At 44.0% G+C, this 19,674-nt stretch carries 16 protein-coding genes, 2 tRNA genes and 2 pseudogenes; 3 read left to right on the plus strand and 17 right to left on the minus strand.

Annotated elements, in window-relative coordinates; all coding sequences use genetic code 11:
* Window positions 1–512: 512 nt before the first annotated feature.
* Together ACE1CI_RS25065 and ACE1CI_RS25070 are read right to left on the minus strand one after the other, a co-directional pair.
* Entirely contained in the window at window positions 513–1,400 is an 888-nt protein-coding gene (locus ACE1CI_RS25065; protein WP_413266260.1) for an RNA-guided endonuclease InsQ/TnpB family protein, read from the minus strand.
* Between the two features lie 30 nt (window positions 1,401–1,430).
* Window positions 1,431–2,054 carry an IS607 family transposase gene (locus ACE1CI_RS25070; protein WP_459564109.1) on the minus strand — a complete coding sequence of 208 codons (624 nt, stop codon included), beginning with the start codon at window positions 2,052–2,054 and terminating at the stop codon, window positions 1,431–1,433.
* 22 nt (window positions 2,055–2,076) lie between these two features.
* Here ACE1CI_RS25070 and ACE1CI_RS25075 point away from each other — a divergent pair, with 22 nt between their 5' ends.
* A complete protein-coding gene (locus tag ACE1CI_RS25075; RefSeq protein ID WP_413266292.1) occupies window positions 2,077–2,559 on the plus strand; it encodes a DUF4058 family protein in 483 nt (160 codons plus the stop codon).
* 58 nt (window positions 2,560–2,617) lie between these two features.
* On the opposite strand, the gene ACE1CI_RS25080 is transcribed toward ACE1CI_RS25075, so the two are convergent.
* The 4 genes from ACE1CI_RS25080 to ACE1CI_RS25095 all read right to left on the minus strand — a co-directional run bounded on the left by ACE1CI_RS25080 (window position 2,618) and on the right by ACE1CI_RS25095 (window position 6,069).
* Window positions 2,618–2,689: transfer RNA gene (locus ACE1CI_RS25080), tRNA-Thr, on the minus strand.
* A 12-nt stretch (window positions 2,690–2,701) separates the two neighbouring features.
* Window positions 2,702–2,783 (minus strand) — tRNA-Tyr (locus tag ACE1CI_RS25085).
* Between the two features lie 102 nt (window positions 2,784–2,885).
* Window positions 2,886–3,989 (minus strand): hemolysin family protein, encoded by a 1,104-nt coding sequence (locus tag ACE1CI_RS25090; RefSeq protein ID WP_413266258.1) that lies wholly within the window; start codon window positions 3,987–3,989, stop codon window positions 2,886–2,888.
* Window positions 3,990–4,245: 256 nt separating this feature from the next.
* Entirely contained in the window at window positions 4,246–6,069 is a 1,824-nt protein-coding gene (locus tag ACE1CI_RS25095; protein ID WP_413266257.1) for an ABC transporter ATP-binding protein, read from the minus strand.
* Window positions 6,070–6,193: 124 nt separating this feature from the next.
* Here ACE1CI_RS25095 and ACE1CI_RS25100 point away from each other — a divergent pair, with 124 nt between their 5' ends.
* Entirely contained in the window at window positions 6,194–6,481 is a 288-nt protein-coding gene (locus ACE1CI_RS25100; protein ID WP_496615795.1) for a photosystem II assembly family protein, read from the plus strand.
* 419 nt (window positions 6,482–6,900) lie between these two features.
* Here the strand turns inward: ACE1CI_RS25100 and ACE1CI_RS25105 are convergent, their stop codons facing one another.
* From ACE1CI_RS25105 to ACE1CI_RS25150, 10 genes and pseudogenes are all read right to left on the minus strand, one after another.
* Entirely contained in the window at window positions 6,901–8,610 is a 1,710-nt protein-coding gene (locus ACE1CI_RS25105; protein ID WP_413266255.1) for a DUF1565 domain-containing protein, read from the minus strand.
* 217 nt (window positions 8,611–8,827) lie between these two features.
* On the minus strand, window positions 8,828–9,025 hold the full coding sequence (locus tag ACE1CI_RS25110; protein WP_413266254.1) for a hypothetical protein: 198 nt from the start codon (window positions 9,023–9,025) through the stop codon (window positions 8,828–8,830).
* 76 nt (window positions 9,026–9,101) lie between these two features.
* Window positions 9,102–9,713 (minus strand): low-complexity tail membrane protein, encoded by a 612-nt coding sequence (locus ACE1CI_RS25115; protein WP_413266253.1) that lies wholly within the window; start codon window positions 9,711–9,713, stop codon window positions 9,102–9,104.
* Window positions 9,714–9,809: 96 nt separating this feature from the next.
* Entirely contained in the window at window positions 9,810–12,950 is a 3,141-nt protein-coding gene (infB, locus tag ACE1CI_RS25120) for a translation initiation factor IF-2 (protein ID WP_413266252.1), read from the minus strand.
* Window positions 12,892–13,077: a hypothetical protein gene (locus ACE1CI_RS25125; RefSeq protein WP_413266251.1), complete on the minus strand. Its 186-nt coding sequence runs from the start codon at window positions 13,075–13,077 to the stop codon at window positions 12,892–12,894. Before ACE1CI_RS25125 ends, infB begins: the two co-directional genes overlap by 59 nt.
* Window positions 13,078–13,489: 412 nt before the next feature.
* The gene (locus tag ACE1CI_RS25130; RefSeq protein WP_413266250.1) at window positions 13,490–13,789 is read right to left on the minus strand and encodes a YlxR family protein; all 300 of its coding nucleotides are present in this window, start codon (window positions 13,787–13,789) and stop codon (window positions 13,490–13,492) included.
* A gap of 2 nt (window positions 13,790–13,791) precedes the next feature.
* Complete coding sequence (gene nusA, locus ACE1CI_RS25135) at window positions 13,792–15,084, minus strand: transcription termination factor NusA (protein WP_413266249.1); 1,293 nt, start codon at window positions 15,082–15,084, stop codon at window positions 13,792–13,794.
* Between the two features lie 142 nt (window positions 15,085–15,226).
* Window positions 15,227–15,688 (minus strand): ribosome maturation factor RimP, encoded by a 462-nt coding sequence (gene rimP, locus ACE1CI_RS25140; protein WP_413266248.1) that lies wholly within the window; start codon window positions 15,686–15,688, stop codon window positions 15,227–15,229.
* A 346-nt stretch (window positions 15,689–16,034) separates the two neighbouring features.
* Entirely contained in the window at window positions 16,035–17,525 is a 1,491-nt protein-coding gene (locus ACE1CI_RS25145; RefSeq protein WP_496615796.1) for a hypothetical protein, read from the minus strand.
* A 126-nt stretch (window positions 17,526–17,651) separates the two neighbouring features.
* Window positions 17,652–17,933, minus strand: a pseudogene (locus ACE1CI_RS25150) (SDH family Clp fold serine proteinase); the annotation flags it as partial.
* Between ACE1CI_RS25150 and ACE1CI_RS25155 the strand changes: the two are divergent.
* Window positions 17,934–18,059: pseudogene (locus ACE1CI_RS25155) on the plus strand (RNA-guided endonuclease TnpB family protein); the annotation flags it as partial.
* Window positions 18,060–18,167: 108 nt separating this feature from the next.
* On the opposite strand, the gene ACE1CI_RS25160 reads toward ACE1CI_RS25155, so the two are convergent.
* Window positions 18,168–19,559: a malic enzyme-like NAD(P)-binding protein gene (locus ACE1CI_RS25160; protein ID WP_413266246.1), complete on the minus strand. Its 1,392-nt coding sequence runs from the start codon at window positions 19,557–19,559 to the stop codon at window positions 18,168–18,170.
* Window positions 19,560–19,674: the final 115 nt, after the last annotated feature.

Below are 19,674 nucleotides of genomic sequence, written 5' to 3' on the forward strand. Positions count from 1 at the left end.
GTCAAGGGTATCTACCCTTATCTGACCCATTACAGGTCAGCATTCGCTTTTTCATCCATCCTTTACCCTCCAAAGATTTCCGTCATTGTTACCTTTGACCTACTAAGGATTTCGACCTGTCCTTAGACTTTGTAGGGCTTACCCTGTTGTGTCAATAGAATTTATTTCTCTTTTAGATGCTATCTATTCTGCGATGGGGATTTTGTTCACACAATCTATAGAGCATTGAGCTATAGTTTCTACCCATTTACCATTTTGGTTGGAGTGTTTCAGGCTCTTTCACTCCTTTGCATTTACGCAGTTTAGACGATAGTTCACTTTCGTTCATCTTTAGAGAAACCCTCTAGCTCCTAACCGGACATGGCCTTGTCTAGTTTCGGTTACGTTTATGGTCTGCATTCCGACTGGTTCATTGCTTACTAGGTCGTGACCGGACTTTTGCAAGTCTTTTATATGAGGGTAGGGGGTGTGAAACCCTTATGGGAGTCGGCTCCCAGTTTCTACTGACCAGTTCAGGTCGCGCCAATCCGAATGCAATAAGCGCGACGACTCAAATCGGTTGTCATTTTGTGAACCGTATCGCGGCGAATATTGCCAATCCTTGCATGATGCCGAGCTAATTTGGAGTAATAATCTTTGGCGTTTTTGGATGCCCTGATACCTAACTTCTTGTTACCTAAAACCTTGTTACGATTGCGCCATTGCAATTTACTGAGCTTGGTTTTCGCCCTTTTTGTAGTTCCTGGCATGGCGTAACAAGTTCCGTCAGAAACGGTTGCCAAAGTTTTTACCCCTAAATCGACTCCAACCCGTTCCATTGGGTGATAGATAGTCGGAACTTTTTCGGCATCCAACACAAAAGAAACAAACCACTTATCCGCAGTTCTAGTAACCGTGAAGGTTTGCGAACTGCAAATAAAGCCTATCTTTTCTGATAGCCTAAATTCCCTTAATCCAGGAAGTTGAATTCTTTTACCTGCTTTGATGACTACTCGGTTAGTAAAAGGGATTGGCGGCTTACCTTTTTCTGGGTAAATGCCAGATGTTTTGTAAACCGTAAACGAATCACCTTTCTTTTTGGTTTTCTTTTTGGGAAAACCACTCAATCCTTGTCGCCATCTCTTAAATGCCTTTTTCAGATCGATAAAAGCTGACTGATACACAGTAGACGGGTATTGCTTTGTCCACGCATACTCAGGCATCTTCATGATTACTTGGGTGAAGACTTGCTTGATAATATCAATCCCTTTGGAGTCGCCCAGTTTAACACCCTCAAAACTCCAACTGGCAACCAACATCTCTAGCCCAAAGTTGTAGACAAATCTCCTCAAGCCAGCAATGCCACGCATTAAAGAGGTTTCTTTGTTATTTAGTTGCAACTCTCTTTTGATTGCGTACATTGCCAAATCTACCTATACTTATTTACTTAGCTAAGTATATCTGCAATCAGAGCAAGGATCAACCCCGTCTACAATTTTCTTCACTTTAGCTTTGTATTTGCGTAATCCATAAAGGCGGGAACTGAAGCAATGGATTATAGACAGGAGATCTTGAGTCAATTCTTCTTGCGGGGACAGAGTTTCGGCGTTAGCCACAATTATCGATCCCCCACCCCATTGCACTAACTGTTCGATAAGCTCAAACCCAAAGCGACACAATCTGTCTTTGTGGGCTACATATAACAAATTAACTTCGCCTTGTATTGCCCACTTAATGACCTGCAAGAACTTTGGACGCTTAAAGTTTAAGCCTCCCCCAACTTCCTGAATTGTCTCTGTTACAGAGACACCTTGAGCTAAACAAAATTGCTCCATTGCTTTAACTTGGCTTTGCAAGTCATCTTTTTGGTTGTTGGATGAGACTCGACAATAAATCAAAACTTTGTGTGGGTATTTTCCTGTTTTAAGGCTTCTAGCTGTCGCCAAGTGGGTTTCATTGTAGACTCGCTGATTCCCTAGTGTGCGCTCTGGGATTAGCTTGCCCTCTTGCTCCCATCTACGAAGTGTCGATGCCGAAACTCCAACCAAATCTCCAAATTCTGAAACCTTCCACATAACTTCCTCACTATAGGCAACTATAAGTAAGTTTAGTGAAGAATTTGCCGATTTAGTCAAGCTCTCACCTAAGAACAAGCGGGCAGGAGAAGGCAAAGTCAAGTACAATGCTAAACGCCAAGCTGTGTTGAATAGCACTGCTCATTTGGTGGAAATCGATTTGCTACGAACTGGCGAACCGATGCTTATGGCAGGAGGAATGGCATCCGATTACCGAATTTTGGTCAGCCGTGCAAATTGTCGCCCAGCCGCAGATCTGTATCCCTTTAATTTGCGAGAATCGTTACCGTGCTTTTTGTTACCTTTATGCCCAGGCGATCGAGAACCTGTGATTGATTTGCCAGCTGTATTGAAACAAACTTATGAAGAAGCGGCACTGGATCTAGCGATCGACTACACTCAGCCTCCGATACCACCTGTTAGTGACGATGATTTTGCCTGGATTCAAAGCTTGAACGCTTTATGTCAATTTCTTAGGTCAGATGACTTGATTAACCAGTTTTAATACAAAAGGTAAAGCAAGACAAAAGCCTGAAACCCTTACTGTATCATGATTGTTCAAAAGCCCGTGACGAGGATTGAACTCGTGACCTCACCCTTACCAAGGGTGTGCTCTACCACTGAGCTACACGGGCAATCGTGGAAGGTGGGCCGGGCTGGATTTGAACCAGCGTAGGCATAGCCAGCGGATTTACAGTCCGCCCCCATTAACCACTCGGGCACCGACCCGTTTGATCCACGATTACTAATAGTAGCACTCAATTTTTGGGTTGGCAAGAGGTTTGCTCAAAATTTTTTTTGTCTTGATTCCTTGACAAGGAAGAGTTTGGTTTAAAGGCGCGGCAGTCTACTTTTACCGATATTGACTCTGGGAGGAATGTCACTTTCATCGTAAATTTCTCCCACCAACTCTTCGAGGATGTCTTCCAAGGTAATTAAACCCACAGTTCCGCCGTACTCATCGACTACGATCGCCAAATGTAACCGCGACTGTAGCATCTCTTTGAGTAAACTGGGTACTCGCTTGGTTTCAGGAACATAGAAAGGCGAGTCCATTGCTTCTCTCACCATTACTTTAGAACGATCGTCTTTTTGACAACTGTTGAGATGTTGTAATGCTCGTTTTAGGTGAACTACTCCGACAATTTCATCTTTGGAATCTTCCTGTACGGGAATGCGGGAATAACCTGTTTCTAAGCAAAGATTCACCAAGTCTTCTAAGGTTGCTTCGTGGGAGATTGTCCGCATCTCAATTCTCGGTTTAACTACGTCACGGGCAATCAGATTGTCTAGCGTTAAAGCTTTAGTTAATAACTGATGCTTATCTAAATCCAACGAACCTTTACCACCCAATACTTCAATCATCAGTTGGAGATCTCTTAAAGATTCTCCTTCGGGAACGCTACCTCTCTCAAACAGGCGGATTACACTTTGGGCGATGTTTTGAAATAGATAAATTACTGGAGACAAGGGAATTGAGAGCCAGTAAACTGGACGCACTGCTAACCTAAAAATTGGCATAACATGAGTAATTGCCAAGGATTTAGGCGTTACTTCCCCAAAAATTAGCACTAAAAAGGTGACAACTGCTGTGGCAACTCCTATGCCTGCATTACCTAACCAAAGGGCAAATAGGTTACTTGTCAGAATAGCGGAAAAATTATTTACCAGGTTATTACCAATTAAAAGAGTGGTGATAAACTTGGCGCGGTTTTCCAGTACTAACGTAAAAATCCGTCGGGGATCTCCTTGTTCTTTAATTAAGGCGCGGAGTTTAAAATTGTCTAGTCCGGTAATTGCGGTTTCTGCGCCCGAAAAAAAGGCTGATAATAACAGCATGATTACTAAGGCTGAGATATCAAGCCAAATATTACCCAAAAGGGGGCCACTTTCAGTGGTAGTTAGTAAGTAAGACTGCTGGGATATGAGAATCACTGGTTGCTAAGGAAGGAAAAAGACATTTACTCCATCCTGGAAACAAATTTTTTCTTGTCTTTTCCCAATCGTATTTTTCTGATTACTTAACTCTTTGCCGGAGTAAGGGTTTGATTTTCTTTTCTACCTGACGGGGGTAGAAAGGAAGTACGGGGGAATTAACAGGTGGAGTAAAGGATAAAAGGTAAAAGGAAAGCAAAGCTTTCTTTCACCTTTTATTTTTACCTAAAACAGTAAGAAGGCTCACTTTTTTAGCTTAAATTAGCTCGCCTGTTTCTTGCAGTGAGTGGAGGCGATGATATATTCCTTCTCGGTGCAATAGTTCGGCGTGTGTACCAACTTCGACGACTTGACCTTGGTCTAGCACAATGATTTTATCTGCTTCCCGAATGGTGCTGAGTCGGTGGGCAATAATTATTGTGGTACGAGTGCCTAAGATACTTCGCATTGCTAGCTGGATCGATCGCTCAGACTCATAATCCAAGCTAGAGGTTGCTTCATCAAAGATTAGCACATCGGGATTGACTAACAGCGCCCTGGCAATTCCTAAACGCTGTCGCTGTCCACCAGAAAGTCTTACGCCTCTTTCTCCAACGACTGTATAGTAACCTTGGGGCATTTCCTCAATTACTTCGGTGACTCTGGCGATGCGACAAGCTTCCTCTACTTCGGCAAATGTGGCGTTGGGATTGCCATATTTTAGGTTATCGAGGATTGTACCGTTGAAGATGTCTACTTCTTGGTGGACGATCGCTAATCTGCGTCGGTAAGCTGTAACATCAAGCTTGCGAATGTCTTCTCCATCGATTAAAATTTGCCCTTGGGTTGGTTCAAAATACCGAAATAGTAATTTGACTAAAGTCGATTTCCCTGAACCAGAACGCCCGACTAAAGCTACAGTTTGATAGGGTTCAATTAGCAAGTTGATGTTTTGCAGGACTTGGCGATCGCTACTATAGCCAAAACTCATTTTGCTCAACTCAATTTTGCCCGTAAACTGATAGCTATTAGTAGGAGGCAAACTCTTTTCTGTTGGGCTTAAACCGAGTACATCTTCACTAACTGGTTGCTGAATAAATTCGTGAAATCGCAGCATGGAAGCATAGCGACGAGCAAAAACTTCTGCCAAGGTACTAATCGGTTCTAACTCGGCATAAGCCATGCTAGAAACTGTTAAAGTCGTGACAAAATGCCCTAAAGAAATTTGTCCTCCAACTGTCGCAGCTAGGGTCAACCCTAACATCATGAACACAAAGAATTGAATCACTGTTCTTTGCCAAGTATTCAACTTGACGTAACTTTTGTGAACTCGGTATTCAATTACTTTCAATTCTCGGTCTAGGCGTTCATTTTGTCGTTTTAGTTCGGTTTTTTCGGTGGCAAACGCTTTGACTGTCTTAATGTTGGTGATAATCTCCGAAGTACGGCTTTCAGTATTTTCCATATACTTATCGATCCGTTCTTCGATTTTGATTATGTCTTGCAGATTTTTCAGGCTAAAGCCCAGAATTAGTACGAAAGAAACCAAAAATAGAATAGCAATTCGCCATTCTATCAACCAAATAATTACAAAAATTCCCAAGACTCTGGCGAGTTTGGGAATTAATTGTCCAGCCACTTCTGGGTAAGTCCAGGTATGATTGGAAATGCCTCTGGCGACTCTTCCGGCAATTCGACCGGGGTTGTTTTCGTCATAAAATTCTAATGGTAAGGTGAGGATTTTTTCTAAGGCTTTTTGAGAATTGTCCCGCCGAGAACGCAGGGCGATACTCCAATGAAACCAAGAACTAATCCAAGGTTGAATTGGTGCTCTAACTACAGTGACAAAAAAGATGATTGCTAACAACACACTTAGGGATAAAATCTTATTTGCAGGTATCCCGGTAAGTGTGGCTACTGCTGCGATCGCTGTTTGCAATGGGCCATCTAAACGCTGTCCAGATAGCACGTTTAATATTTGCCCAATGCTGTAAGGAACCACTAGGTCAACGATCTCAAACACACTCGCAGCGGTAATGCTCAAAAGTGCGATCGTCTTATAAGGACGAAAATATCGGACGACATCTGCAAATTTTGCCATGTCTTGGCTTGGGAACGACAACCACACCCAGTCTTCCCATCGAGTCTGACTGGGCTTCTTGTATTATAGTTGTATTACAATTCTTTGGCGGCTTCCAAATCCAAAATCTAAAATCTAAAATCCCATGACTACTCCCCAACCCCCCAACTCCGAAAAATACTCTCGACTCAAAGAAGAGATCAAAGCCCCTTATCGAGGTCTGCGACAGTTTATTTACATAGCTTTTGGCGCTTCTGGACTCATTGGCGCTGTAGTGTTTTTGTCCCAACTGACCGCAGGTCGAGAAGTTGACACCGCCCTGCCTAATTTTGCCCTGCAACTGGGTATATTAGCTTTAATGGTGTGGCTGTTCCGCTTAGAAGCACGAGCCGCCAAAAAATCCCAGGCGAAAAAAGCCAAGCGTGACTTGTAGCGTAAATCAATAACTGGGAATATTAATAAATTCTAAAGATTTAGATAATTTCCACTCAGGTAACGTATAAGAAAGATAAAGTTACAAAACGCAACAATTCAAGAAACTTGGTAAGAAATATAAAAAAAACATTAACAATTTTAGGATTTCGCTATATTCCTGCCACAATATAAGAGTCTGAAACGGGGTCAGCCTATATAAAGACCCTGACTATAAAATCCCTCCTGGACATAAATACCAGGTTTTTCAATGGGGTCAGCCTATATAAAGACCCCTAATCTAAAAAAACTGACAGCTTTTTAAAGTCAGAACAAAGCACCAGCCCCAGAACTTAACTGAGGCTGGTGCTTTATGTTTGTTGTAAACACTTCAGTGTTTCTCTTTGACTAGGAAACACTGAAGTGTTTACAACGAACGGATTATTGTCCGCCAGCTTGTGATGGGGTGTTGGAGGAAATGGTGACTACGTAAGGGGAAGCGATCGCTTCTGCACGTCCCGAATTTACCATCGCCTGATACACAAAAGCAGCGGCATCAGCCCTAGTGACAACTTGGTTGGGATTTAACTGACTTTGCTCTGGGTAATTTACCACCAACTTTTGGTTAGTGGCAGCGGCGACAGCTGGGGCGGCGTAACTGGGAATTTGAGCCGCATCTTTGTAAAAAGTCAGCACAGTAGTACTACCATTAGGCAGTTTTAAACCAGTTGCTAAAGCCACTAATGCTTGGACTCTGGTAATTTGTTGTTCAGGTCGGAAATTGCGCCCTTCTCCAGATAAAAAACCACCTCGGTAAGCAGCTTGAATGGCAGGAAAAGCCCAAAAATTAGTTCTGACATCGGCGAAAGTCATGCTGGGGCGCTGTGGTGCGGGGGCAAAAGCTTTTTGAATAATGACGGCAAATTGGGCGCGGTTAACTGGTTCGCTGGGACGAAATGTACCATCTTCATAACCAGTTAAGATACCTTTAGCGGCGAGGGCTTCAATATAAGGTTTTGCCCAGTGTCCTTCAATATCTATAAAAGCAGCATTAGTTCCACCAGTGGGCGGTTTTACCGTTGCGGCGACAAAATTGACTCGCCCGGAAATGCGACTGCGGTTAATATCATTCCCGATCGCCAAAATAGTAACTGTAGAAGTAGCATTTTGCAGGTCTACATTGGCATTATTACGAACAATATTATTTCCTGGTTCAGTGTCGGTTCCCAAATCAGGTTGAGCATTAATCGTGACTACAATACCAGCACGGGCATTATTTTGAATTAAATTATTCCGCAACACCGGACGGGCAGAATCATTAATATAAACACCATCAGTATTTTGCAGAATCCGATTTTCCGCAATTAACGGAGAAGATGTACCCCCAATAGCAATACCAAAACCTGTACTCTGAAACTGGTTACGCAAAATTTGCCCTTTAGCAGCACGCGCCACAGATATTCCATTGCCATCATTGCGGGTAAACAGGTTATTTTCTATTTTGGGATTCGCTTCCCCAGTAATAAATATTCCTTCCCGCTTACTATCACTAAAAGTGTTATTAGCAATAGTCGGATTGCCCGATTCCACCCAAACACCTGTACCTCGTTTGAGCGGGTTAGTCACACTCACCCCGCGAATTTCAGATTCACTTTCCGCTATAATTGTGACGTTTTGACCTGCAAAAGTGGGGCTAAGATATTTACCACCACCGAGAATTACAATACTCTGACCTCTAGTGGAATCATTCCCCCGTAAACTTACGCCACTTTTGACGGTTAAGGGGAAAACTTCGCCAGTTTGCGCGGTGTAAGAACCTGGTGCTAATTGAATTACTGTTCCCGGTTGCGCTTGTTGGAGCGCGAATGTAATAGTGCGATAAGGTGCAGCTTGGTTGCCAGCACCAGCACTATCATTACCTGTTTGGGGATTAACGTAAATAATATTGGCAGCTGTAGGTGCAACTGTGGGAGTTGTTTGTTGGGAAATTAACTGATTTGCCCCAGCCGGAAGTAAAATTAATCCACTAGAAGCAGAAAGCAAGAATGCGGCTAATCCAGCTTTTAGGGTTTTAGCAGGTTGAATGGATTTAGGAGAATTCGGGTTCAAAATAGTCACCTGATAGATAAGAGTTGCCAAGCTTTTACCCATTTTCGGGTATTTTGAGTGCTATATTTTTATACTTGGTACAGATGAAAGTCATCTATAAGGTTTTTAGCTGTTGATTTACCACATTCAACACTGGATATGCAAGCGCTATAGGTAGTAAAGTTATTAATTGTAATTTAGTTTTTAAACGAAAAAAACTGCCAGCTTAGAAGCAGCAGTCTTGAGAATTGAGAAACTAATTGCACCGAAAGCGATCGATTTAATAAGCTAATGTTTCTAAAGTTTCGCGTAGATAACGGCGGACTCGATAATCAAGGCTGGTATCATCTCGATCGAGTTGTTGTTCATATTGCCAGCGCTCAAAACCGGAACAAGAAGCGATCGCTTCTTTGAGGTTGTCCCAGATTTGAGCATCATTAATATCTTGAATGTTGGAAGAGGTAGGTTGTTTAGCCATAACTATCACAAAGAGGAATAACAGATTAGGTGGATGAAGTAGACTTAGTACCTTCTATTGTGAATGAATTTGAATTTTAGCTTGGTGTTTTTGGCGACAATTTTCTGGGTAAAATTCTATCTACTTGAACACCAGCGATCGTAAAATCGGCAGGAATCTTTTCTACGGGGTAAGGTTCTGTAGTCGCAAATGTAGATTCTTTAGTGAGTAAAACACCCAAAACACTCAAAGGAATCTGAAAAAACAGATTAGATAACAGAAAAGTTACTCCAGCAACTAACAAACCAACAATTCGCCAGGATGGTGCTAAAGTTGAGATTCCCAATACCAGAGGAGCCATTCTATAAATTTGCCACAGCACCAAAAGTAAAAACAATGGTGCGGCGATCGCTCCTACCTTTTCTAAAGGGCGTTTAAATAAACTCAAAATCTTTCTTTGTTCAACAGTTAGTACTTCTGGCTTGAGAGCTACTACCAAGATGCAGAAAATATTAAAGGGTTTTACCAACTGCATCCACAAAACCGGAACAATACCAATAGCTGCAATTAAACTAAACTCTAACCAAGCTGGCAATAGGGGATCTGCGATCGCTAAAGATAGCAGCACTAACCCTAACCAAATCGGGAAAGCGGCTATACCAGCCAAATGAATCCAGAGGAAAGGCTCAGACCAAAAAGAAGGGAACATATAGTGATGAGTTTTAAGTGATGAGTTTTAAGTTAGTAACTTAACTCAAAACTCAAAACTCAAAACTCAAAACTATCGAAAACTTTACATTTTGACCTAACTGCCAGTCAAAGTCCGGCGTTTCGTCACCATGCGGTAAGCTTCGATAATGTCGCCTTCTTGCCAGTCGTTGAACTTATCGATACCGATACCGCACTCAAATCCGGCATTGACTTCTCTGGCATCTTCCTTCATCCGTTTCAAGGAATCCAAAGAGCCTTCGTAAATCACTTGACCATTGCGGCGTACCCGCACTTTGCAGTTACGGATCACCTTGCCAGATTGAATGTAACAACCAGCAACCGCACCTCGACCCACAGGGAACACAGCCCGGACTTCCACTTGACCAAGGGGTTCTTCTACCAATTCTGGTTCCAGCAAGCCTTCCATCGCCCCTTGGATGTCTTCCAAGAGTTTGTAAATGATGTTGTACTCGCGGACATCAATGCCAGCTTGGTCAGCGGCTTGGCGTGCGCCACTAGCCAGGGTAGTGTTGAAGCCAATAATTACAGCGTTACTTGCTGCGGCTAGGTCAACGTCTGTCTGGGTAACTTCCCCTGGTGCTGCTAACAAGATCCGAATTTGCACCTGATTTTGGGGCAATTGTTGTAATGAGCCGATAATCGCTTCTAGAGAACCTTGAACATCTGCTTTCAAGATCAAGTTGAGTTCTTTGAGTTCTCCTTCTTGAGCTTGCGCCGAGAGGGTAGTCAGAGTCACACCGCGCATCAAGCGAGATTGCCGTTGTTGTTCGGCGCGTGCTTCGGCAGTTACTCTAGCTTTCTTCTCATCTTGGTAGACTTCAAACTCATCACCTGCTGCGGGAACATCGCCCAAACCTAAGACTTCTACAGCGAACGAAGGTGTTGCGGCATCGACACGCTGACCGCGATCGTCAATCATCGCCCGAACTTTACCGAAGGCCGATCCTGCAACCAGGATATCACCGACCTGCAAAGTACCATTTTGAACTAACAGAGTAGCCACAGGCCCTCTAGATTTATCCAGGTTAGCTTCAATTACAGTACCTTTAGCTGCCCGATTCGGGTTAGCCAAGAGGTGTTCATCTACTTCAGCGATCAGCAGAATCATTTCCAGAAGTGTATCCAAATTTTCTTTTTGGATGGCACTCACTGGCACCATAATGGTTTCGCCGCCCCATTCTTCGGGTACTAGACCAAATTCGGTTAATTCTTGCTTAACGCGATCGGGCTGCGCTTCTGGCTTATCAATCTTGTTAATTGCCACCAAAATTGGCACTTCCGCAGCTTTAGCGTGACTAATCGCTTCCACTGTCTGAGGTTGTACCCCATCATCAGCAGCGACCACTAACACGGCAATATCTGTGACTCTAGCTCCCCTTGCCCGCATCGCAGTAAAGGCTTCGTGACCCGGAGTATCCAGAAATACGACCTGTTGAGTTTCGTCGTTATGCTGAACATCTACGTGGTAAGCACCAATATGCTGAGTAATCCCGCCTGCTTCTCCCTGAGCCACTTTGCTAGCTCGGATTGCATCCAACAAGCTGGTTTTACCGTGATCGACGTGACCCATGATGGTAACAACTGGAGGACGACGCTCTAGGTATTCCAGGTCTTCAGCATCAATCATCTCGCTACCCTTAGTAGCTTCCGATTGCTTCTGAGCAGTTTCTACTTCTACACCTATTTCGTCTGCCACCATTGTTATAGTAGCCTTATCCAAGTTTTGGGTCACGCTAACGGGAATTCCCTTCATGAATAACCGTCTGATGATTTCCGTTTCCGCTATTCCCAAAGCTGCGGCTAGTTCCTGCACGGTCATATTGCCCGTTAATACTAGCTTTTGTGGGCGTTCTGGTGCTACTTCTTCACGATTGCGCCTGTTGTTAGCTGCTCGATTAGCGCTACCTCCATCTCGTGAAGGTTTAACTCTGGCTGTTGGTGTAGCAACAGGTGTAGGCTGTGCTGGTTTGGCTGCTTTTGGCTTCGGTGGACGAGCTACAGATAAACTGACTTGAATCGCCGGAGCTAAAGCATCGAGTTCGGGATCGTCAAAGTCAATCTCGTCTTCATCAATGATTTGCTTGCTGCGTTTACCCTTACCAGCCAGCTTCGCCGCCTTTTGCGGTTGTTCTTCTTCCTCTTCTTCCCATTTCTTTCTCTTGGGCGGTGTCCTTGGCGGAATCGCCACAGGTCGCTTCAGTTCTTTGTCTGCCTTGCGTTGTTTGCCGTCTAAATCTATATCTTCAGGTATTACTGGTTCTACATCTTCTTCAGCAACAGTTCTACCAGTAGGTTTCAACGCTGCGGGGGCGGTTGGTCTGACTGGCGGTTTAGGGCGTTGCAGTTCTGGGATTGCTGGTACTGGTGCGGCAACTGCGGCTGGTCGATTTGGTTTCTCACCTGTAGGGGCAACTTTTTCCGGTCTTTCTTGCCGATCCTTTGGTTGTCCTACTGGTTTGAGTTTTTTCCGGGGTTGCTCGCTCTTGGGTTGGTCTGGCTTTGGCTGCTCAACTGCCTGTGCTGGTTGCGGTTGTTGCGGTTGTTGCGGTTGAGGTCGTGGTGTTGGCAGCGGGACGTTAGCGCTGGGCGCATTTGGTCTTGGTGGTGGTTCAACCAGCTTGGGTTTTGGTGCTACCGCAGCAGTAACAGTTGAATTTTGTGATGGTTTGGGTTTACCATCCGGTTTACCATCCGGTTTATCATCCGATGTTTCCCTGTCCGTATCTGCTGGCTTAGCGATCGTCTCCGGTTGAGGATTGGGACGCACTGGTTTGTTCGGCGCTGTCGGTTTTACGGATGACTGCGTTGGCTGATTGTTAACTGGCGCTCTGGGGGGAATCGCAACTGTTGGCCCCTGTGGCTTGCCTGGGTTGTTGTTGGAGATCTCCTGATGCTGGCGAATTCCTAAAATCTGTTGTTTTTTGGGAGCATTAGGTTTAGCTCCCAATCCGGGCGCATTAGCGCTAGCTTGTGTGTTGTGGTTATTTCTAGAACCTGATGTTGAGACTCGATTCATTACCTCTTTAGTTGGAGAAGAATGCTGAGCGGTGTATTTTTCCGCAGCTGTACGAATGCGTTCTGCATCCGCGTCTGGAATGGTGCTGCTATGGCTTTTTACCGGAATTCGCAGCTGGTCGCAAATAGCAAGGATATCCTTATTTTCCAAATTCAATTCCCGTGATAACTCGTAAATTCTGACTTTGCCGTTGTTCATCCACGCTTTCCCCTTGAATCCTACCAGTGGTTACTCTTTTCGATAGAGCCACTGTTGCTTGATAGTTGATTACATCATTGGAACGCTGCCTCCTTTGGCGGAGTTCAAACAGTGTTGGTGTTGTCAAGGAAAAACCTATGAAAGCTTTTTACTTGACTGGGGCCTCTGAAATAGGTTAATAAATTCAGAGTCCACTTCTAAAGTAGTTGTTTTTGCCTGCGTCCGTCAAATAGTCGGATTGCTCCCAGGCGATTGGCAAACGCTTCACACCCACTCTTCTAATGTTGCACCAAATTTTTCTTAAATGTGCTTGTTATCGCTATTTATTTAACTCCATTGGTTCTTTAACTATAACTTCTACTATTGTGGCATCCAATAGCATGGCATGAGCCAACTGATTTTTCGGCTATTGGTCTAAAGCGGGACTTTTTGGCGAGGAAAGGGAACAGGCAGAAGGTAGAAGTAAAGTTTTGAGCTTTGAGTTTTGAGTTAAAGACTTTTCTTGCTCCCCATCTCAAGAGTCTCCCCATCCCCCCATCTCAAGAGTCTCCCTGGCTCGCCTTTGGAGGTGTAGGATTCGCTGTTTCAGGCTGATTGGATAAACGTTGCCATAAGGTTTGATATAGCTCTGGGGGTACGGTTGCTCTTAATGTCTTGCCCAAGCGATTTTTTTTCTGTGCTGTTTCCAGACAGCTGGCTTGGGGACAAAGATAGGCCGATCGCCCCATGCCCTCATCTAATTGTACCTGCCGGGATGGATAGACTCTGACAATGCGCCAAAAATTTGACTTTAAATCTACCTTCCGGCAACTGATACAACGTCGATAGTTAGCTTTCACTCTTATTCTTCATCTTCTGGCACAGATGTATCTTCATCGTAGTCTGTTTCTTCTGTATCATCATCTAAGCTGTAGATTCTGACGCTATCTCCTGTCTGGGCATCCATGCTGGCGGCTTGTCCTTTGGCTATTGCCTCAGCAATTTTCTGGTCTTCCGCTGCTGCGTCGTACTTGGCAATATCTTTAATATCGATTTTCCAACCAGTTAAACGGGCTGCTAGCCGAACGTTCTGCCCTTCTTTGCCAATAGCTAAACTTAGTTGATCTTCGGTAACGAGAATGTGAGCTTGCCGACCTTCGGGGTTCACTAACCGCACTTCTTCGACTCTGGCTGGACTGAGGGAATTTTGAATGTAAGTAGCCGGATCGGGGGACCAGCGAATTACGTCGATTTTCTCTCCCCGTAATTCGTTGACTACTACTTGAATCCGCGAACCTCTAGCGCCAATGCAAGCACCTACTGGGTCTACGTCTCTTTCTAACGTATCTACTGCTATTTTAGTCCGAGGGCCAAGGGAACGTGAGGGCGGATTAGCCTCCCTTGCTACGGCGACTATCCGTACCACTTCGTCTTCAATTTCTGGGACTTCGTTGGCAAATAGGTAAACTACTAATCCGGCTGATGCTCTGGATACTAGCAGTTGTGGGCCTCTTTGCGGGCCTTCCCGAACTTTTTTCAGAAATACTTTAAAGGTGGCGTTGGCGCGGTAGTTGTCGTTGGGTAGTTGTTCTCGTTTGGGTAGTTCGGCTTCGACTTCTGGTTGGTCAAAGTTACTCTTGACAGCCAGGATTACTGATTGCCGTTCAAACCGCAAGACTCTGGCTTGTAAAACTGTTCCTTCTAAGTCTTGGAATTCTTCTTGAATTAATTTCCGTTGCTGATCTCGCAGTTTTTGGGAGAGTACTTGTTTGGTTTGAATCGCTGCCATGCGCCCAAATTCGCCTTGATCCGGCGTGACATCCAATACTACGGTGTCGCTTAGTTGGGCTTCTTCGACGACTTCTTTGACTTCATCGAGGGCGATTTCGTGGTCGGGGTTGGCGACTTTTTCCACTATGCTTTTGGTGGCGAGAACGCGAAAGCCTTCTTCTTCTACGTCTAGTTCGACTTCTAAGTTGTCGAAGTAGTTGTCGTCAAAGTGCCGCCGATCCATGTTTTGCGTGCGTCGATAACGTTCGTATCCTTTGAGAAGTGCTTCGCGCAGTGCTTCTTTAACGGAGTGTTTGGGTAAGTTACGTTCTCGACTAATGCTTTCTATTAAGTCTTTTAGTCCTGGTAATTTAACGATCGTCACAAGTAAAAAGCCTCCTATTTGTTTTTTTGCGGTGACAGTCTGGTGGGTGAATTTTAGATTAGCGATCGATCCTACGCACAGGCTAGGCGACAGTACAGCAGGAACCAAAAATCGAAAATCGGCAATCTAAAATCGATTAGTGCTACTCTTTCTCTTCCAGTTGCACCCTACTAATTAAGGGACGGGGAATGGCGATCGCCCGTCCTTTTTGGTTCAAGTAAACTGATGTCTCATCTCGCTTGATCAGTTTTCCTCGCCACTCACTTTTGCCTTCATAAGGTTCGGATGTATTGACGAGTACTGTAAATCCTTTAAAGGAGATAAACTCTCTATCGCTGGATAGATGGCGAGAAATCCCCGGACTGGAAATTTCCAGTACATAAGCGTCTGGGATTACGTCTGTGGCATCTAAGCTGGTTTCTAGGGCCCGACTCATCCGTTCGCAGTCATCTAAACTAGTGTCTTGCACAGGGTTCCGAATGTCTACTCGCAATACGGGAGGGCTTTGGTTGGTGTGAAATACTACGCCCACAACTTCTAAGCATAAGGCTTCGGCAATGGGGTTAGCGATTTCGATTATTTGTGGTACTAAGGGATGAGTCATCCGTCAACTCCAATAAAAAAAGTGGGGCAAATACCCACTTCCCATGAAAGAATTATTCCTTCAACAAAATCCCTCGGTTGACTTCCGGGGATTAGGGGAACCGATTACTTAAGACTTTCCTGCTCTTGATTAGGAGAGATAGCGCCAGTATTACCAAGCTACCTCTGCGATCTACTGTTCTTTTCAGAAGGTTTCTTGGTTTTACTTTTACTGCGTCACAGTCTTGATTGTATTCTAACTTACGGATTAGCTAAAGTCTTGCTTAACTCAAATGTCGGGCAGAATTCCCCATCCGTCTCTACGGTGGGGTAGTTCACGCTGACTCTGGTTTTTCGATCGCTCGGGTTTACTTTCGCTTGTAGGGGAGAATTTCTACTGCTTTGGGTTCGCTTCTTTGGCGCAGTTGTCGGGTTTGTTCTATTATTTGTTCCATATCTTCATGAGATAGGCGTTCGACGTAGTTAATTTTGATTTCTTCGAGCATATCAATTAGTAAGCTCTGAATTCTTTCTATGGTATGTTGATTTTTTACTTCTTGCGCGATCGCTTCCCCTAAATGATTTACCAAATTTCCTGATAGTTTAGCACCTACGGGATCTTCGATCGCTGCTGTTAAACCTTGATATGTGGTTTGGGAAATTTCTGCTACCAATTTTTCGGTTAATTGTTTTGGTAAGTTGGTTAATCCGGGAATACCTAGTAAACTGCGGTAAGCTGGTAAATTTTGCAGCACGCTTTCTATATTATGCCGCAGTAATAATTCAATGTCTGGCTGTACTTTCGGCAAAATTCGGTAAACTGCTAATTTGGTGATTATGTTACTAATTTCTGCGACTTCATCAATATCATTGAGGTCGATATAAGGGCGATTTTGGGAGTGAGATAACCAATCGCTTACATCTCCCCGCCGAATGGAAGATTGCATTTGCTCGATTACTCCTACTACGACTACTTCGATAATTTCTTCGGCAAAGTTAGCAATAATTATTTGGTTCAAGTGTCGTTGGAATTTATCGAAACTGCTGATTTTAGATTCTTTGAGTCTCATGGCAACTGGAATTATTCTTAAAATGCGCCAAAACGGTAAAAGTAAGAAAATGTCATACCAACGCCATAAGATTGCTTCTCGCCAACTTACGCCTTTATGGGTGCGACTAATATAAATTACTCTGGCGATTAATTCAATAGTAAAAATTAGGAAAAATATCCAGTCAATGCGAACAAAGAAAAAATCAACTGGTTCACCGTTTTCGCCTACTGGACGGAAATAATTAGTTTCAATTAACGGTTTAATTCGGATTTTAAAAAAAGCTAATTCCTCTTCCCAACCTCTTTGGGATAGAAAGGAATAACTCCAAAATTCTCGAAAAGATGCTTTGGAAGATTCATTGTCGAGATGTCGCCGCATCCGATTTTTAATTTTTTCTAATGTACCTGTTTTGTTAGCAACTGCAAAAGGATTTGTCTCAATCATTTCTGTGCTTTGCAGTCGCAAGTCTGCTAACATTTTTTCTACTTGAGGTGACTGTAATCCTGTTTGTGGTATTTGTTTTTCTAGTTGGTTTACTGTGTTTAAATAACGTGCTGTGTCTCGATGTGGTTCAATGCCTTTAACTGGATCGTACCATTTAGTAATCGGGGGTAAAGGAACTTTAACTGTTAAATTACCCAGTCTGATATTACCCTGTAGCCAGAAGTTGCGCCAAGGTATGTATGTTATATCAAATATAACTAGGGTTAGGTTGGCTAGGGCGATCGCAGCCATCACTCTTTCAAATATCAGTTTTCGCGTTAGCCGTTTCTTTTTAATGATTAATTTGTGTACTGGTGTCATCATTAATACTCCACAGGAAAAAGGGAAAGAGAAAAGGGTCAAGGTGGGATATTCCCTTACCCTATCCCCTTTTCTCCTGACGCGATTAAAGATTTTGGTGCTAGACACAAAACCTGAGATTATCTACACTTAAACTTGACCATTTTCCGGCAAAGGTCTACCTTTTGGTTCCGGTAAAGCTGGACGACTTTCGTAAGGCATGGGAATATACATTACGGAAGGTTTTCCACCTTGAGATTGGGGATATAGTTCCATTAAATTGTAAATAGCGTTAGGCAACCCGACTGTAATTGGTAAACCTAATTCTGTAGCTTCTTCAACGGTAATCGGATAATCATGAGTGACTTTCCCCGTAGTTAAAGCATCAACAATTGGTTCAATATTTTCCAGAGCAACTTTTTGTTTGGGAATAAGGAAGTAAAACGATTAGAGCAACGTGAAAGACGTATCATGACCCATATTAACCATCTGATTTCAAAGCAATTGGTACAGTTTGCCAAGGATTTTGAAATGGGATTGCGATTTGAAGATTTATCAGGTTGCTTCGCTTTTAGCTGGCGTGAGTGTCAAAATTCGCTGCATAAGGGAGCAGCGAATTTTAGGGGTGTTAATTCAGAACGAAAGCTTTTTTGTCGCTCTTTTCTATTAACAACGGGCGACACCTTCTAAGCGTGCTGCTTGTTGAACTGCACTGGCAACAGCTGTGGCAACTCGTTTGTCAAACACGGAAGGGATGACTTGTTCAGCGCTGAGGTCAGTGGGACTAACTAGGGAAGCAATGGCATAAGCAGCTTCTAAATACATGGTGGTGGTGATGGTGGTGGCGCGACAGTCTAGGGCTCCTCGAAATACGCCAGGGAAGGCTAAAACATTATTAATTTGGTTTGGGTAGTCGCTACGACCTGTGGCGATGACTGCGGCATCTGAGACAATATATTCTGGCTGGATTTCGGGAATGGGGTTTGCCATTGCAAAAACTATGGGGTCTTTTGCCATTGATTTGACCATTTCCGGGGTGAGAACACCAGGAACGCTAACGCCGAGGAAAACATCTGCGCCTTGGAGGGCTCCGGCGAGAGAACCTTGGGCTTTGACGGCAAATTCGCGTTTTTCTTCGTTGAGGTCGGTGCGACTGTGGGAGATAATGCCTTTGGAGTCACACATCCAGATGGTTTCTGCGCCTGCTTTTTTGAGTAAGCGGGCAATGGCGATTCCAGCTGCGCCTGCACCGTTAATGACAATGCGAACTTCTGATAAGGTTTTTTTGACTAATTTCAGGGCGTTAATTAAGGCTGCTAAGCTAACGATCGCAGTACCATGTTGGTCATCGTGAAATACGGGAATGTCTAATTCTTGTCGCAGTCGCCTTTCAATTTCAAAACAACGGGGTGCGGCAATGTCTTCTAGGTTAACGCCACCGAAAACGGGGGCAATATTTTTCACGGTGCGAATAATTTCTTCGGTGTCTTGGGTGGAAAGACAAATGGGGAAGGCATCAATACCAGCAAATTCTTTGAATAACATGGCTTTGCCTTCCATAACTGGCATTGCACCAGCAGGGCCTAAGTTGCCTAATCCTAAGACGGCGCTACCATCGGTAACGATCGCCACTGTGTTTTGTTTGATGGTGAGGCTGTAAACTTTTTCTGGGTCTTGGGCGATCGCAGTGCAAATTCTACCCACACCAGGAGTATAAGCCATTGCTAAGTCAGATTGGCTTTTTAAGCCAATTTTGCTGTTGACGCTGAGTTTTCCGCCTCTATGTAGATTGAAAGTGCGATCGTAAATTTCAATGATTTTGACATCGGGTACTGCCTTAACTGCTTGAATAATTTCCTCATCTTGTTCCAAACTGGCAGCATCAACGGTAATTTCCCGAATCGAAACGTGACGTGATTGCTCGATTAAATCAATTTGTCCTAGATTACCACCAACGGAAGCGATCGCCTGAGTCACACTGGCTAACATTCCGGCACGGTTAGGTAATTCAATGCGAATAGCTAAACTATAACTAGGATTTGGTGTAAGTTGTACCATTTTTTCTTCTTGCCTCAGTTCAACGTTGCCTTCTGGTAGTTTGCCCAGAATTTAATATTTTCTATTGCAACGTCCTCAGATTAGAGGAAGAAAAGCAGTTTTATTGTACAAACTC

Source organism: Floridaenema flaviceps BLCC-F50 (assembly GCF_041929275.2).
In the GTDB taxonomy this organism is placed as follows: Bacteria; Cyanobacteriota; Cyanobacteriia; order Cyanobacteriales; family Aerosakkonemataceae; genus Floridanema; species Floridanema flaviceps.